This is a genomic window from Pseudidiomarina gelatinasegens, from assembly GCF_004025325.1.
Lineage (GTDB): Bacteria > Pseudomonadota > Gammaproteobacteria > Enterobacterales > Alteromonadaceae > Pseudidiomarina > Pseudidiomarina gelatinasegens.
The window spans coordinates 175,215-191,769 of sequence record NZ_RSFE01000003.1; the positions used below are offsets into that span (position 1 = coordinate 175,215).

General features: G+C 48.0%; 13 protein-coding genes and 1 other RNA gene. 7 read left to right on the forward strand and 7 right to left on the reverse strand.

Going from position 1 to position 16,555, the window contains the following annotated elements:
- The first annotated feature begins 5 nt into the window (after positions 1-5).
- Both EGC76_RS05080 and EGC76_RS05085 read left to right on the forward strand, forming a co-directional pair.
- Positions 6-506 carry a hypothetical protein gene (locus EGC76_RS05080; protein ID WP_128351927.1) on the forward strand — a complete coding sequence of 167 codons (501 nt, stop codon included), beginning with the start codon at positions 6-8 and terminating at the stop codon, positions 504-506.
- A gap of 212 nt (positions 507-718) precedes the next feature.
- Positions 719-1,135 (forward strand): zinc ribbon domain-containing protein, encoded by a 417-nt coding sequence (locus EGC76_RS05085; RefSeq protein WP_128351928.1) that lies wholly within the window; start codon positions 719-721, stop codon positions 1,133-1,135.
- Positions 1,136-1,280: 145 nt separating this feature from the next.
- Here the strand turns inward: EGC76_RS05085 and ssrA are convergent.
- From ssrA to EGC76_RS05100, 3 genes are all read right to left on the reverse strand, one after another.
- Positions 1,281-1,640: a transfer-messenger RNA gene (gene ssrA, locus EGC76_RS05090) on the reverse strand.
- Positions 1,641-1,760: 120 nt separating this feature from the next.
- Positions 1,761-3,686: a S8 family serine peptidase gene (locus EGC76_RS05095; RefSeq protein WP_128351929.1), complete on the reverse strand. Its 1,926-nt coding sequence runs from the start codon at positions 3,684-3,686 to the stop codon at positions 1,761-1,763.
- A gap of 187 nt (positions 3,687-3,873) precedes the next feature.
- Entirely contained in the window at positions 3,874-5,010 is a 1,137-nt protein-coding gene (locus EGC76_RS05100) for a GNAT family N-acetyltransferase/peptidase C39 family protein (RefSeq protein ID WP_128351930.1), read from the reverse strand.
- A 163-nt stretch (positions 5,011-5,173) separates the two neighbouring features.
- On the opposite strand from EGC76_RS05100, the gene purM reads away from it, so the two are divergent.
- The gene (purM, locus tag EGC76_RS05105; protein ID WP_128351931.1) at positions 5,174-6,220 is read left to right on the forward strand and encodes a phosphoribosylformylglycinamidine cyclo-ligase; all 1,047 of its coding nucleotides are present in this window, start codon (positions 5,174-5,176) and stop codon (positions 6,218-6,220) included.
- Entirely contained in the window at positions 6,217-6,855 is a 639-nt protein-coding gene (gene purN / locus EGC76_RS05110; RefSeq protein WP_128351932.1) for a phosphoribosylglycinamide formyltransferase, read from the forward strand. Before purM ends, purN begins: the two co-directional genes overlap by 4 nt.
- On the opposite strand, the gene EGC76_RS05115 is transcribed toward purN, so the two are convergent.
- The gene (locus tag EGC76_RS05115; RefSeq protein WP_164876797.1) at positions 6,852-7,553 is read right to left on the reverse strand and encodes a DUF3108 domain-containing protein; all 702 of its coding nucleotides are present in this window, start codon (positions 7,551-7,553) and stop codon (positions 6,852-6,854) included. The genes purN and EGC76_RS05115 overlap by 4 nt on opposite strands.
- Positions 7,554-7,752: 199 nt before the next feature.
- On the opposite strand from EGC76_RS05115, the gene fadE reads away from it, so the two are divergent.
- Together fadE and EGC76_RS05125 are read left to right on the forward strand one after the other, a co-directional pair.
- Positions 7,753-10,212, forward strand: a complete 2,460-nt coding sequence (gene fadE, locus EGC76_RS05120; protein WP_128351934.1) for an acyl-CoA dehydrogenase FadE — start codon at positions 7,753-7,755, stop codon at positions 10,210-10,212.
- 109 nt (positions 10,213-10,321) lie between these two features.
- Positions 10,322-11,881 carry an AbgT family transporter gene (locus EGC76_RS05125; protein WP_128351935.1) on the forward strand — a complete coding sequence of 520 codons (1,560 nt, stop codon included), beginning with the start codon at positions 10,322-10,324 and terminating at the stop codon, positions 11,879-11,881.
- A gap of 6 nt (positions 11,882-11,887) precedes the next feature.
- Here the strand turns inward: EGC76_RS05125 and EGC76_RS05130 are convergent, their stop codons facing one another.
- Genes EGC76_RS05130 through EGC76_RS05140 form a run of 3 tightly spaced genes read right to left on the reverse strand, consistent with a single transcriptional unit; the run spans position 11,888 to position 15,772 of the window.
- Positions 11,888-13,096, reverse strand: a complete 1,209-nt coding sequence (locus tag EGC76_RS05130; RefSeq protein ID WP_128351936.1) for a multidrug effflux MFS transporter — start codon at positions 13,094-13,096, stop codon at positions 11,888-11,890.
- A complete protein-coding gene (locus EGC76_RS05135) occupies positions 13,096-14,814 on the reverse strand; it encodes a bifunctional metallophosphatase/5'-nucleotidase (protein ID WP_246013905.1) in 1,719 nt (572 codons plus the stop codon). Before EGC76_RS05135 ends, EGC76_RS05130 begins: the two co-directional genes overlap by 1 nt.
- A gap of 25 nt (positions 14,815-14,839) precedes the next feature.
- Complete coding sequence (locus tag EGC76_RS05140; RefSeq protein WP_128351938.1) at positions 14,840-15,772, reverse strand: isopenicillin N synthase family dioxygenase; 933 nt, start codon at positions 15,770-15,772, stop codon at positions 14,840-14,842.
- Between the two features lie 162 nt (positions 15,773-15,934).
- On the opposite strand from EGC76_RS05140, the gene EGC76_RS05145 reads away from it, so the two are divergent.
- Positions 15,935-16,510, forward strand: coding sequence for a hypothetical protein (locus tag EGC76_RS05145; protein ID WP_128351939.1), 576 nt, complete (start codon positions 15,935-15,937; stop codon positions 16,508-16,510).
- Positions 16,511-16,555: the final 45 nt, after the last annotated feature.

Below are 16,555 nucleotides of genomic sequence, written 5' to 3' on the forward strand. Positions count from 1 at the left end.
AAGAAATGTTCAGCAGGTTCAAGAAAAATATCAAAATTAAATCAAGGCTCTTCGAGATACTAAAAGCATACCTGCAATTCCTTGAACAAAATTCATCCTACTATTCGGCTTTAAACGATAAAGAAAAAATAGCTGCCCTAACGCGTATTTTCATAGGCGCTACTTATGATTTTTGCAAGACAGAGCCTAAGTTCGATTTTGTGAGTGATACTAAATACTGCCGCAATGCAATTTTTCGAATTGTAGATAAGAAATCCAGTGTCAACTTCAAGGATTTTTGCTTTGCATTTTGTGATTATGTCGTCGATATGACTGAAATAGAAAACTCCGTACAGTTTCAAAAGCTCATTGCAGAGTCAACTCGAAGAAAGCTTGTACGTGAAAACATAGATACTGAATTTGAAGTTACCCTAGAAGACTTCGTTTCAATTTACCAAAGCAGTTACGACTTCTGTAAAGACGGTTCATATGGGGTTTTACAGAGGTATTTAGCTGGTAAGGCGTAATATGCCCGTTAGAGGGTTACTTAGCATACTCAAATTGCTTTAGCTGATTCAGAGCGTATCAAGATCGGAATCTTGGTTAACTCAGTAACTTAAGAGTTAGCGCCTATCAATTGAACGAATTATAAAGTGAGTACGCTCAATATTCAAAGGTTAGGCAGAGAGCGATTGTGGAAAAAACTAGATCTATGGAGTGCAGCGACTGTGGCGAGCGCTTGGATGAACATGCACACGGCACATCCGAAAGCGTGCCTTGCCCCAACTGTCGGTCCGTCAGAAAGACGATCAGTCTCTGTTTTGTAGACGACGCGCAGCTTGATCTGAAAGATTCTCTACGGGGGAAGATCAAGGACTCGACTAAGCCAAGCAAGAAGAAGCTTCGGCAGGACTTTTTCGTCGGTGATGATATGCACCAGAAGAGCGGTAAGTGGTACAAGAAGGAAAGGTATCTAAACAAGGACGAGAACACTTACAAAGAAGTCGTTACCGATCCAGAAACTGGTAAGATTGTACATTGTTGTGAGGAACCATTGGATCAGCACCAGGGGCATGGCTCTGCAAAGAAGAAGCCCGATGAGATGGCTTCACCTGTGGAGAACGAGCCCAGAGATTCGGGCGTGGATGAAGCCTAACCAAGCGCTGCAGCCGACGCGGCAAAGCCCGACGTCTCCCCCAAGAGTTCTAGCCATGAGATCGATGAAATTTGCATTAAAATGACAGACAGTCGACGTCACGGGCATAAAAACGCCGCTCAAATGAGCGGCTTTTTATTGGTATTGGTGGAGCTGGCGGGAGTTGAACCCGCGTCCGTAATACCTACATCCTCGGTCCTACATGCTTAGTCAGTCTTTTAATTAATCACCAAGTCGCCGACAGACAGGCTACTTAAGGTGACGATCCCGATTGGTTTTAACGCTTTGGCTACGGGCGAAGCCTCCACGCGAGTTTGCTTTAGGGTGAACCGACTGATCCTAGTCTCACAAACAAAGCGCTAGGGGTCGGGCACAGCGGGTTATTAAGCCGCTAGAGCGTAGTTGTCGTCGTTTGCAACTATTAGGTTGAGGCTTTTTACGAGGCCAGCCTCACCTCGGCATGCACCTTGGGTTTCGTGTATCCCGTCGAATCCAAATCAGCCCCAAGTACTGTTTCAGTCTACACCTATATGGTGCTGTTGTCAGCTATTTCAAGTGCTGAAAAGCAATTTATAAGCCCGTGGTTTTAACGCCACGGGCTTTAAACTACCTATCAATTAGCAACTTATTGCCATTCAACCAGTAGGTCTACGCCTGAGTAGGCTTGATAACCTTGTAAACTGACATACCAACGGCCACTGCCAGGATTATCAATCGCGCAGGTTTCATTGTTGCCTGAACGATACGGACGGCAATCATAGCTTGACTCAGTTGGCTGTGAGCCCTGACGAACATACAAGTCAGCATCACCAGTACCGCCTGACATGGTTACATTCAAAGTTGTCATGCCTGCTGGCAAATCAACATAGTAATGCGTCCATGAACCGGTTGCACCAGACAGGTCGGTTGCTGAAGCAGAACCGCCTTCACCACCACCGCTAGTTGGCTCGGTGAACGACCCAGTCAGGTTCACGCCTGAGAAGCTTGAATAAGCGCGTACCATCACATGGTAGGTACCTGCTTGTACGTTCGAAATGGTACAAGTTTCGGTATTACCACCAAGATAAGGTCGGCAGTCATAGGTTGACGTGGTTGGCTGCGAGCCAAAGCGCACATACAAATCAGCATCGCCCGAGCCGCCGTTCATAGTGAAGCTTAAGTCGGTTGCGCCCGCAGGCACATCTAAGGTGTAGTAAAGCGCATCACCGGTTGATGCCGCCAGGTTAGATACCGTTGCACCGTTACTTAACTCATTATCTGCTGGTGGCTCTTGACCACCGCCACCGGCACAGCCGTTTGCGGTAATATAATCAACAGCATCTTTGGTTTGCACCAAACCGTAGCCAAAGCGCACGTCACGCCCGGCAGAACCTAAATCTTCTGCGGTGGCGTTTAATGCATCACGAATTTGCAGCGCACTACAACTTGGATGGTGGGACCATACTAATGCAGCCACACCCGCTACATGAGGCGATGCCATTGAGGTACCGCTCATGGTGCCATAGTTGCCCTGACTTCCGGTGCCTTCCGGGTATGTCGATAAAACATCAACACCCGGTGCAGCAATTTCAACTTGGCTGTTTTTCTGTGAAAACGATGCCAACGACTTACTGCTATCAAGTGCCGCGACTGACATAACCGCGTTGTAAGAAGCTGGGTAAGACAATGCGTCGGTAGAGCTGTACGCAGAACCGTCGTTACCGGCGGCAGCTATCAATAGCACGCCTTGGTTAAACAAGTTATCCATAGCGTTGGCTTCTGTTTGACTTGAGCCACCGCCGCCTAAGCTCATATTCACCACATCGGAGCCGTTATCAGCACAGGTTTCAATGGCCGCGACCAATGACGACGAGTAGCCCCACCCGCTTGAATTAAACACTTTCACAATGTGCATGTTGGGATTGCTACCAATCACACCGCGAACACCCAATCCATTGTTTAATGCTGCAATGGTACCCGCCACATGGGTGCCGTGCGGGCCACCTTGGTCGTACCAATTACCAGTACCGCTGTCGTTGGTACCATTGATGGTATCAAAACGTGTACCCATGTCTTCGTGCGGCAGGTCTAACCCCGAGTCAATCACACAGATTTTCTTACCACCAGAGGCCGCTGATGCGACACTGTCGTCAACTTGATCGGCTTGAACCATGCCAATACCATAGGGTACGGTTTGCGCCATAAACCGGCGTTTCTGATCCACTTCAATGTATTCAACGTTCGGATTTTTTTCGAATCGCTTCTTGTCTTTCTCGCTCATTTCGGCGGCAATTGCCAAGTTATGACGCATGCTCACTTTAACTTTACCACCAGCCTTCTCAACCATGCTGCGTGCATGAGCCAAAGCGAGCTCAGAGCGACCGCGACTATTGGCTTTATTCACAGCTTTGCTATTTTCTTTAAATTTTATGATGTAGCGCTGTGATTGCACTGAATCGGCTTGTTGAACTGCTTGTAATGGTTGGGCTTTCGAGTGGTCAGGAGGCTGCGCTACGGCTGCAGAAATCGATACTGCCAACGCGGACAGAGTAAGGATACTTAGTTTATTCATGCTGTATTATCTCTTTTAGTTTTTATTCATTGGCTTGTTGCAAGCCAGTGATACACAGCAGCGGCGGGATACAACGTTTGGCTGCAAGAACTGGTGGTTAAAAACACACCAGTTGTCACAATCTAGCAAAGCTTCAGTAACTTACGAATACATACAAAGTTAAGAGAAAGTAAAGCAAATCAATCAATTACTGTTTCGGACGGCTTAACACAACGGCAGCCTTTTGTTTACGCTTGCCGAAGCCAAACGCACGGCGGAAGGTCGCTAACGGAATTGGTAAATATTGCCGTTCGGCGGCTGATTGCCACGGTAAACTGTCCTGATCGGGGTCATTAATGTACACATAGTGCTCGTCGGCGGCGCAAATAAGCACCCAATGCGGCGCTTTGCTTTCGTCAAAAACATAGGTACTTATCAAAGCGACCACCAATTTACCTTCACCAAGATCACGCAGTAGCTTGGCTAACGGGTAGTCACCAACAATTATTGGCACCTTGGCTGCTTCTAACGCAGCTATGTCGGACTCCTGAATGCGCGCCATGATTTGCTTTTTATCAGCGCTGCGCACCGAGTCTAATAGCAACGGGCCTTTTTCACTCACATGCAACTGAACCGTTAAACCACGTTTGAATGCGGCACGCGCTAAACCGTGCGGGCCGCAACCACCATGCCCTGAGGTCATAAAAATGGTGGTGGCTTCACGCCAAATCTCAAGCTCTTCATGATGCGGGTCATTGCAAGGAATATCAAAATAAGCCATGGCCATTAATAAACTGGCTGGGCCACAGGTAAATTCTGTAGTTTGGGTGCGGTACGGCACCAAGCGCTGATTCTCGTTATCAAGCTCATTAAATTCAAAGCGCGGCAACAACTTTTGCAGCACCAGTGCGTCACTGTCGTCCTCATAGTATTCAGGCCGAATTTCCATGTCGTAATAACCCGCATGGTGATACATTTTTAACGCTGCAAAGTTATCAATTTTTACTTCCAGGCGCATAAACAGGCAGTGCTTTTCATCGGCTGCAGCTTCTGCTGTATCAAGCAACAAGCGACCGATTCCGCAACGACGAAATTCCGGGTCAACGGCAAGTGAATAGAGGCGCGCCAGCTCGGTCGCTTGGCGATAAAGCACAATAAAATAGCCAACCACGCGCCCTTCAAATTTGGCAACTCTGAAATCGCCAATGTTTTGATCAATAAAGCGTTTGAAGCTACGACGGCTTATTCGGTCGGTTACGAAGCTACGAATTTCTAACTGTTCGAGCTCGTCCAAATCATCACGATTCGCGGCAACGAGTTCAATCTGGTTCAAGCTAAGTTGCATTGCACTGCCATAGCGTGGCTTTCACGCGCAAAGAAATGAACGTTTATTATAATCTTAAATGTGAATGAAAAAACAACTATCTGCGATCAATACGCTATCGCGCAAAGCGACCGAAAGTGTTAAACTTGCGCGCAAATTTTTTGCCCGAGCTGAGGACCCACCCGTGAGCAATGATAAATCATCTTTAAGTTACAAAGACGCTGGTGTCGATATCGACGCAGGTAATGCCCTGGTTGAACGTATCAAAGGTGTTACCAAACGCACCAAGCGCCCCGAAGTAATGGGTAGCATTGGTGGATTCGGTGCATTGTGTGAATTGCCAACTAAGTACAAACAACCGGTTTTAGTTTCTGGCACTGACGGCGTGGGCACCAAATTACGTTTGGCCATCGACTTGAAAAAACACGATACCGTGGGCATCGACTTAGTTGCCATGTGCGTGAATGACCTCATTGTGCAAGGTGCAGAACCACTGTTTTTCCTTGACTACTACGCCACGGGCAAACTCGACATTGATGTTGCTGCAGATGTAGTAACTGGCATTGGCGAAGGCTGCGTGCAAGCTGGCTGTGCCTTGATTGGCGGTGAAACCGCTGAAATGCCAGGCATGTATGAGCATGGCGATTACGACATTGCTGGTTTTTGTGTCGGTGTTGTTGAAAAAGAGCAAATCATTGACGGCACCAAAGTTGCTCCGGGTGATGCCTTGGTTGCCCTTGGCTCTTCTGGCCCGCATTCAAACGGTTATTCGTTAGTTCGCAAAATTCTGGAAGTAAGCGGCGTTAACCCAAGCGAAGAAATGCTTGATGGTAAGCCACTTGCTGAACACCTGTTAGCACCGACCAAAATTTACGTGAAGTCAGTATTGGCGTTGCTGGAAGCGTGCGAAGTGCATGCCATTTCCCACATTACCGGTGGCGGCTTCTGGGAAAATATTCCACGCGTACTGCCTGAATCAGCCAAAGCCATTGTCGATGACAGCAGCTGGGAGTGGCCGTTGGTGTTTAACTGGTTACAACACAACGGTAACGTCACCACCAAAGAAATGTACCGCACCTTCAATTGCGGTGTTGGCTTAATCATTGCCATGCCGAATGAACAAGCTGAGCGTGCGGTTGCCCTATTGCGTGAGCACGGTGAAGACGCATGGGTTATTGGCCAAGTGGCAGCACGTAGCGGCGATGAAGCGCAGGTTGAAATTCATTCATGAAGCGTATTGTCGTTTTAATCAGCGGTTCTGGCACCAACATGCAGGCAATTATTGACGCCTGCCAAGCTGGTAAAATTGCTGGTGAAGTGGTTGCTGTTATCAGTAACAAAGCCGGCGTGGCTGGGCTTGATAAAGCCCAAGCTGCCGGCGTACCAACCGCTGTGCTCTCGCACAAAGACTTCGAGTCGCGTGAAGCCTATGACCAAGAACTGCAACAGCTGATTGACGGCTACACGCCAGATTTAATTGTGTTGGCAGGCTTTATGCGCATTCTTACACCTGATTTCACCCGCCATTACCATGGCCGAATGCTCAACATTCATCCTTCGCTATTGCCTAAATACAAAGGGATAAACACCCACCAACGCGCTTTAGATGCAGGCGACACTGAACACGGTGTCAGTGTCCACTTTGTGACTGAAGAGCTTGACGGTGGCCCCGTGATTCTGCAAGCCACCATTCCGGTATTTGACGGTGACACGGCAGCGGACTTGCAGGCGCGTGTGCACACGCAAGAGCATGCTATTTATCCATTGGTGGTAAGTTGGTTCTGCAAAGGCCGCTTGCGTTTAACCGCAAACGGCGCTGAATTGGATGATCAACCGTTGGGCCCGTCCGGTTACGCGGCTGATTAATTAATATGGCTTAGCTGCAGTGTGGCAACCTCGTCACCGTCTTCACGCTGAGCCATTTTCACTAATACATAGTCTAAATCGGGCGCAAACCAATAATCGGTTTCGCGGTTGGAGTTTTCACGCACCCGTTCAACCTTAATCGCTTCAACAGCACCATAAGGCAATTGCAGCTGTTCTGTTCCAGCCCGACGAAAAGTTAGTTCTTCAGCCTGCCCTTTTTCATCGAGCACATAGTAAACAAATGAGTCATTTTTCGAGTGCTGCAAATCAAGACGCAACTGTTCGATGCTGGCAGCTTCATCCATTGCGTATTTACTGGCGTCAAGCGGCAAGGTTTGCTTGGATTCATTGTTTATGATCACCTTATTGGCATGATCAAAAGTGCCACTAAAGCCTTTATTCCGCCCGGTTCCAGAGCGTTTATAGTCAAATGTGTTTGACTTAACCTGGCCGTTATCCACTGTGAATTCAGACCAAAACCGGCGACGATCAGATAAAAACAATAACGAAATTTCAGTTTCTGTGTACAAACTGTAGGTACCGTCGTTTAAAGACACTCGACGCAGCGCTTCACCATAATTGCTGCCGCCACGTTGAACTTCGTAGCGTGTTTCATAAGTGCTCAATTCAGTTGCCTGCACGGCACTCGTTCCTGCAGCCAATACGCACACAAAACCAATAAACTGAATAACTTTCATAGATATTCCTATCATTGTTCATAATCCAGAATGGATTCTATTCCGTTAAGACATACAACATGAAGTAAAGTTTAAACATTTTGACAAACAATAGTCGCTCGCTCACCGCTTTTTCCCTTGAAAAATGTGATCAAACCGACTACCCTCAACGTACTTATTACTGGTCAGACCTGTTATTAGAACAACGGAGTTAAGTAACATGAGCATTGCCTTATGGGTTATCGCTACCCTACTCGTTTTGGGTGGTTTTTTGTATTATCGCAGCTCGCTGCTCATTACGAGCATCGGCCTAGTTGGTCTATTCGCCATTGGTAGCTGGTTCGACATTGTCGGCCCTGTACTTTGGGTATTGTTGGCTGTGGTGTTGCTGCCACTAAATATTACTGCTTTTCGTCGCGGCGTATTAACAAAAGGAATTTTGGGTGCATACCGTAAAGTTATGCCAGAAATTTCAGAAACTGAGAAAGACGCAATTGACGCCGGTACCACCTGGTGGGAAGGCGAATTATTCCGTGGCGCACCTGCGTGGAAGAAACTTCACAGCATTCAAAAAGCAGAACTAAGCGCTGAAGAAAAAGCATTCTTAGAAGGGCCGTGTGAAGAACTCTGCAAAATGATGAATGATTGGGAAGCAACCCATGAACTTGCAGACATGCCAGAGCACGTATGGCAGTACCTGAAAGATCACAAGTTCTTCGCCATGATCATTAAGAAAGAATACGGTGGCTTAGAATTCTCAGCTTATGCGCAATCACGTGTGCTGCAGAAAGTTGCTGGGGTCAGCACAATTTTGGCATCAACCATTGGTGTGCCAAATTCATTAGGCCCAGGTGAGTTGCTGCAACATTACGGCACCAAAGAACAAAAAGACCATTACCTGCCGCGCCTGGCCAACGGTTTGGAAATTCCATGTTTCGCGCTAACTAGCCCAGAAGCTGGTTCAGATGCAGGCTCAATTCCAGATACCGGTGTGATTTGCAAAGGTGAATGGGAAGGCAAGGAAATTGTCGGTATCCGTTTAAACTTTGACAAGCGCTATATTACGCTTGCGCCTGTAGCGACTGTACTTGGTTTGGCCTTTAAATTGTCTGACCCAGACAAGTTACTCGGCGACAAAGAAGAATTAGGTATTACCGCGGCACTGATTCCGCACGACACCAAAGGTGTTGAAACCGGTCGTCGTCATTTCCCGCTAAACGTACCATTCCAAAATGGCCCAGTGCGCGGCAAAGATGTATTTGTACCGCTTGACTACATTATTGGTGGTCCAAAAATGGCCGGTAAAGGCTGGCGTATGCTGGTTGAATGTTTATCGGTTGGCCGTGCTATCACCTTGCCGTCAAACAGTGCGGGCGGTGTTAAATCAATCGCGTTAGCAACAGGTGCTTATTCTTACATTCGCCGTCAATTCCGCTTACCTATTGGTAAAATGGAAGGTGTGCAAGAAGCGTTAGCACGCTTAGGCGGTAATGCTTACTTAATGGACGCGGTAACTAGCTTCTCCACCAAAGGCATCGACCTTGGTGAAAAGCCATCGGTAATTTCTGCTATTGCGAAATACCACATGACTGAAAAACTTCGCGAATGTATGGACGACGCGATGGATATTCATGGCGGTAAAGGTATCTGTTTAGGTCCAAATAACTATTTAGGCCGTGGTTACCAAGGTGTTCCCGTTGCAATCACCGTAGAAGGCGCGAATATTTTAACGCGTAACCTGATGATTTATGGTCAAGGCGCAATTCGTTGTCACCCTTATGTTCTTGAAGAAATGCTGGCTTCAGCAGAAACCAATGCTGAAGGCTTAAAGCGTTTTGATAAAGCCATTTGGGGCCATATTGGCTTCGGTATGAGCAACTTTGTACGCTCACTGGTGCTTGGTTTAGGCTTTTGGCGCTTCACCAGCTCGCCATATAGCGACAGCACAGCGCAATACTACAAAAAAATGAACCGCTTTAGCGCCAACTTGGCATTATTGTCAGACGTTGCCATGGGCGTACTTGGTGGCTCACTGAAACGTAAGCAGCGTATTTCTGCGCGCCTCGGTGACATGTTGAGCTACTTGTTCATTGCTTCGGCTACGTTGAAACGCTTTGAAGATGAAGGCCGTCAGAAAGACGACCTGCCATTGCTGCATTGGGCCTTGCAAGACACCTTGTACAAGCTACAAGAAAGTCAGCTTGCATTGCTGGATAACTTTGGCGCAGTGGGCACCACCATGAAGGTCGTAATGTATCCATTTGGTCGCATTGTGAAGCGCCCTTCTGATCGCTTAGACAGTAAAGTTGCTAAAATCTTGCTTAAACCGAACGCTAGCCGTGAACGTTTAGGCCAAGGTCAATTCTTAGCGCCTGAAGGTCAATTCGGTTATTTAGAGCAAACCCTGCGTGACATCATTGAAGCAGAGCCACTGTTCGACCGCGTCCGCAAAGCTGCTGATGACCGTCGTATGCCGTTCATGTTCCTTGACCAAGTTGCCGCGAAAGGCAAAGAACTTGGTGTACTGAGTGACGAAGAAGTTGAATTGCTTCGCCGCGCAGAACAAGGCCGCTTGCGCGTGATTAACGTGGACGATTTCGCCCACGAAGATCTGATTGCAGGTAAGCATGCACGTGAGGTGGCGCTAGCAAGCGTCAAGAAGCAAGATAGCGCGGCATAACAGCCAGTTATCCTGAATCAAAGGCCAATCCTCGCGATTGGCCTTTTTTATGTGTACAATCCTGCCCTTGTCCGACTAAAACGATACTAAAAACAGGAGCTGGAATTGCATGACGCAAGCCTCATCATCAGCTGAAAAGCGCGGCGCATTTACGCGTTTTCTCGATACCGTCGAATGGCTCGGTAACCTACTGCCTCACCCCATTACCTTATTCGCTCTATTCGCGTTGGGTATTATATTTTTGAGCGGTGTAGCCGGATACTTCGGCTTAAGCGCGCAAGACCCTCGCCCAGGTGGCGAATTGATTGAAGTCGTCAGTTTATTAAATGCCGAAGGTCTACAGCGCATCGTAACTGGCTTAGTCACCAACTTCACCGGGTTCACGCCGTTAGGTACCGTGTTGGTTGCCTTGTTAGGTGTGGGTATTGCTGAGCGTTCTGGTATGCTTTCCGCCGCTATGCGTGGTTTGGTTATGAACGCACACCCACGCGCAGTAACCGTTGCGGTTGTGTTCGCAGGTGTCGTGTCCAACACTGCTGCTGAACTTGGCTACGTGGTATTGGTGCCACTTTCGGCAATGATTTTCCATTCCTTAGGGCGTCACCCGCTGGCCGGCCTTGCCGCTGCATTCTCAGGCGTATCCGCGGGCTACAGTGCCAACTTACTTATCGGAACCGTTGACCCGTTATTGGCTGGTATCACCACCAAAGCTGCCAATATCATTGACCCTGAATATTATGTGGGGCCTGAAGCGAACTGGTATTTCATGTTCATTTCAACATTCCTGATTGCCATTATGGGTACCTTCGTAACTGAAAAAATCGTTGAGCCAAAGCTTGGTAAATACGATCCCAAAGAAGCAAGCATCAACCTCAGCGAACAAAAAATTGAATCGCTCAGTTCAGTTGAGAAAAAAGGTCTTATCGGCGCCGGATTGAGCTTTTTAATTCTGGGCATTTTACTGGCTCTCACCATCGTTCCAGAATGGGGAATTTTACGTAACCCTGAAACCGGAGAAGTTGCTGGCTCGCCATTCCTAAAAGGTATTGTTGCGTTTATTTTTATTACCTTTGCTGTTCCTGGCTATGTGTACGGCCGCATCACCAAAGTCATGCGTAGCGACCGTGATGTTATTGATGCCATGTCGGAAAGCATGAGCACCATGGGCATGTACATTGTGTTGGTGTTCTTTGCGGCGCAATTCGTTGCGTTCTTCGGCTGGACCAACTTTGGCAGTATTTTAGCGATAAAAGGCGCAACCTTTTTACAGGAAGTTGGCCTCACCGGACCATCGGTGTTCATCTTATTTATTCTGATGTGTGCTTTTGTAAACCTCATGCTGGGCTCTGCCTCGGCGCAATGGGCTATTACCGCACCAATTTTTGTGCCCATGCTGATGCTTATTGGTTATGCCCCGGAAGTAATTCAAGCGGCGTATCGTATTGGTGACTCGGTAACCAATATCATTACCCCAATGATGAGTTATTTCGGCCTAATTTTGGCGGTGGCGGTGCGCTATAAGAAAGACACAGGCATAGGCACCATGATTGCCATGATGCTGCCGTACTCAATTATGTTCTTACTGGGTTGGGCGAGCTTGTTCTTCTTGTGGGTGTTCGCATTTGATATGCCGGTGGGTATCAACACACCAACCTATTACACACCGTAAGAGCGATTAAAAATCAGCGGCCATCGGCTCTTCTCGTCGAAGTAGGCGGTAAATAATTACCGCCGTTAGGCCGCATGATCCCATAACGAATAACATCGCAAGCGGGTGATAGTGCCCTAACACACTGACTAGTGCCGAAATAATCCCGGCAATCAGGAACTGTAAACTACCTGTCACCGCAGATGCTGAGCCAGCGCGTTCTTGCTGCTCAGCAAGCGCGCCTGCCATAGCATTTGGAAAAACCATACCCAAGGTGCTTACATATAAGAATAATGGCACCAGCACGCCGACAAGCCCGAAATCATTCCAGCCAGCGGTTATCAGCATCAGCGAGATAATGCCCAGAATTGGGAGTGACTTGTTCAATATTTTACGCGAGTCGCGGCGCCGCAGGATCCATGCATTAAATTGTGCCATACCGATAATCCCAACCGCATTAGCGCCAAACAACCAGCTGTAATGGGTTGGTGAAAGGCCAAAGTGTTCAATAAATACCAGTGGTGATGCGGTAATGTAGGCAAACAACCCCGACTGGGCGATACCGCCACTTAGGGAATAACGCAAAAAGCTTGGGTCTTTCAACACGCTCCAATAAATTGGTAGGCTGGAGCGAATGCGAACTGCCGTATTAGGTAACCGTGTTTCGGGTAAACGCACATGCACGATTGCAAGGCAAGCGACGGCTAAAGCCGCAACAATCACGAATATTGCCTGCCAGCCAAAGGCTGCCGTTACGTAAGCGCCGGCCAGCGGCGCTAAGATAGGCGCAATCCCCATCACGAGAATCAAAAAGCTAAATACCTGCGCCGATGCTTGCGGCGTATACAAATCACGCACCATAGCGCGGGCTATAACCAACCCCGCACACGAGCCGATAGCTTGCAAAAACCGAAGAACAATAAGGCTCTCAAGGTTCGGCGCAAAAGCGCAGGCAATTGAGGTAATAATATAAAGCACCAGCCCGAAATAGAGCGGTGGTTTGCGGCCAAAGCGGTCTGAAGCTGTGCCGTACAGCAATTGACCGATGAATAAGCCAAGGAAGAATGATGTTAACGACAGCTCAACCCGATTTGACTCCGTTGAAAAACTTTCCGCAATATCCCCGAAAGCTGGTAGGTACATATCAATCGACAGCGGCCCGAACGCCGTTAACAGCGCCAGCACAACCACGGTTAAATCAAATCGTGCGGTATCCGAAATCTTGTATATTGTCATTACTCGGCCGCTGTATAGCTGATTGTGCTATGCGCATCTGGCCGTCGTATTGTTTTTATTTTGCGGGCCCAATCCACAAACGATTGCGCATAGTTTACATAGGTATCGGTACTGCGACCGTTAGCAGAAATGTCCGCTAACAACGCCCATCCGTCGTTACCGCCAGCCAAAAAGCTATTGGTTACCATGGTATACGTCTGTGACATTTGTAGAGGTTGCCAACCGGTTGGTGTTTCTACCTCAAGTTGACTCACACGTTCACCATTAGCAGCTGCCATATTCACAGCGAACCGAATGCCTGCGCCATGCGGATAAGCGCCATCGGAGCCCCCCGCAGAAACAGCATAAGCAAGCGCTTGTTCCAGCACTTGTTTCACTTCCTGGCCGGTGATCTGCATTTCAACCAAGGTGTTCGCAAACGGCAGTAAACTGTATACGTCGGCTACCGTGAGCTCGCCAGCAATTATTTCACGACGCACGCCGCCGCCGTTTTGTAATGCAAAATCAGCTTGAGGTGCGCTCATCATAAAGGCTTCTGCTACAGCGCGGTGCGCATCAGACTGCCGACCTACACCACACTCAGGATTTGCCAACGGTCCCATGCGCCGTAAGCACAGGCGCTCCTCGACTTGTGCAACGACTTGCTGGGTCAACACATCGATTTCTTCTTGATAGTGTTCCAGTTGCTCCAAAATTGCAGGATGCTCCGCAACTGCAGCAAACTGCGCTAACGAGCCGACCTGCTCTGGCGCGTTCTCAGCAACCAGAAAGTGTGACTGGCCACCACAATCAGCAACGCTATTGCCATCAAACGAAACCGTTAGCTCGCCGACAACTTGACTGTATTGCCATGCGTGAGCCACACACACCAGATTACCTTCAGCATTGGTTACTTGCATTGGGTACGGGCCGACACTCGGTAATCCATACCGACTGTAGTCACCCATCAGCGTGTGGGAATCACCGCCAATAATAAAGTCTACTGCAGGTAGTTTTTCAGCAAGTTCAAGGTCATTTCGATATTGAATATGTGTGAGTAAGCCAATCTTCTCAATACCGAGCCCACGCAATTCGTCAATGTAGTATTTGGCCGTTTCATATTCGTCTGCAAACAACGTGGTTTTATCGGGCTGCGATGAGTTTTTGGTTTTAACGGCAATGTCCAAGCCGATCAAACCAATACGCTCACCACCAACATTGTAGACTGCGTAAGGCTTAAAGCTATCCCAACGGGTTTTGGGAGTCAGTGGCGAAGCCCCTACTTCGGGCTCAACGTTCGCGCCTAATACAACGGTGCCACAGGCACTCATGCTTAACGCATCCAGAAACCGCTTCAGGCCGGCGTCGCCATTATCGAATTCATGATTCCCTAATGCCAGAGCATCGAAACACACAAGATTCATCAGTGCCGCGTCTGCCGCGCCATCAAACAACGTGTAGAACAACGTGCCAGTAATCGCGTCACCGGCATGCAGCGTCAATACGTTTTCCTGGCGTGTTCGAATCGCTTCAATTTGAGTGGCGACACGGGCAAATCCACCAGTTTCAACAGCAAACGTTTCGCCGTTTACGTTAATGGCCGTGCGTTGCATCGGTAATAAGTGCGAATGGTGATCATTAATGTGGGCAACCGTTAGCTGAAACGGTTGAGGTTCTGAAAGTTGCGCGCAACTCGCCAGTATAATACTGCTTAAAAGGGTTACCGCTAAACGTTTCATCACCATTCCTTCACCTAGTTATTCGTTACTTCACTAAACCAATTTCGCGCAATCGCTCCATCAAGTAATCATCGGAACTAATGGGTTCAAATTTTTGCGGGTTCGCGTCAGTTATGCAGCTTTCCAACGGCGTAATCATCACATCTGGATTGAAGTGCAAGAAAAACGGGATGGAATAACGTGATTTATGGCTATATGGCGCTGGCGGATTGACAACGCGGTGCGTGGTTGAAGGCAACACACCATTGGTCATGCGCTGCAACATATCGCCCACATTACAGATTATTGCGCCTTCAATGATCGTTACTGGAATCCAGGAGCCGTCTTTTGCCAGCACTTCTAAACCTGGTTCGCGTGAGCCAACCAGCAGTGTTAAAACGTTGATGTCTTCATGTGCACCGGCGCGTACTGACGGGGTACCTTCGTCAATAATTGGTGGGTAATGCAACGGGCGTAGAATCGAATTACCCAAGTTGACTTTATCGTTAAAAAAGTCACGTGGCTGCTTCAAGTAAACGGCTAACGCCTCAAGCACCTGTAACCCAAGCGCATCAAGTGCTTCGTAAAGTTTTAGAATTTTACCTTTGAACGCAGGCAGTTCGTGCGGCCAAATATTCGGCGTAAGTTGAGAAAATGGCGGCTCACCTTCGATTTCACGACCAACATGCCAAAATTCTTTTAAATCAACATGCTTGGCGTCTTTAGCTATCTCTGTACCAAATGGCGTATAGCCACGCGCTCCACCGCCGCCAGGTATGTGATATTGCTTTTTTACTGATTCGGGTAACGCAAATAATTCACGACAAATGTCCAACGCATTATCGATAAGCTGCTGATCAATACCGTGTTTTGTTAGCGCAACAAACCCGTTGGTTTCATAGCCTTCGCCTACATGTTGTGCAAAAGCATTAAAGTCTTCGCCATACAGGCTCATATCAATATGCGGAATGGATTTCATGGATGTCGTTTCCCAAGGAATGAATTCATACAAAATAGGCGCATATGCTAAGTAGTTTAGCTTGTCTAAACAAGGGTAAATCTTGCGTAAACCGCCTTTTGCTTACAATTTTAAGTTGCTACCGTCTAATGCAGATTCTAGCAAAAAGTGAGGTAAATCACGATGAAATTGCAACAAAGCGTTCTTTGCGCGACTCTGTTTGCGTCGAGCTTAGTCTTAACCGGCACCGCAGCAGCTCAAAGTCAGCAAAATCAAACACAACAACACCGTCACTCTGCATACAATTATGCCAGCGTCGGTGTTGCTGATCATGATGGCGGCGATAGCATTGTGGTTGAGGGCTCGTATGAATTTAAGAGCCCATATTTTGTAAGTGGCTACTATCGCAATTTTGACAATGATGCGGGTAGCAGTGCTGATTCTCTCAGCGCGAAGCTCGGCCGCTATTTTTGGCTAAACAGCGGCTTAACCGCAGACGTTGGCGTGCGTGTTGGCCGCGTTGATTTTGGTCCTGTTGATAGTAACTTCTGGGGCGTTGAAGCAAACTTGCGTCAACGCGTTGATCAATTTGAATTTTATGGTGGCCTCGGCTGGGTTGATTACACCGATGCCGGCTCAGACAATCAATACCAATTTGGCGTTAATTACTACATCGATTCCAACCTTTCTGTAGGGGTTGGGTATCAAGACAGCGAATATGGCGATGGTGTTCGCTTCCGTGGTAGTTATCACTTCTAATTAATTCAGGTATGCTGTGGCTCATTGACGGTTGTGTTGGAGACC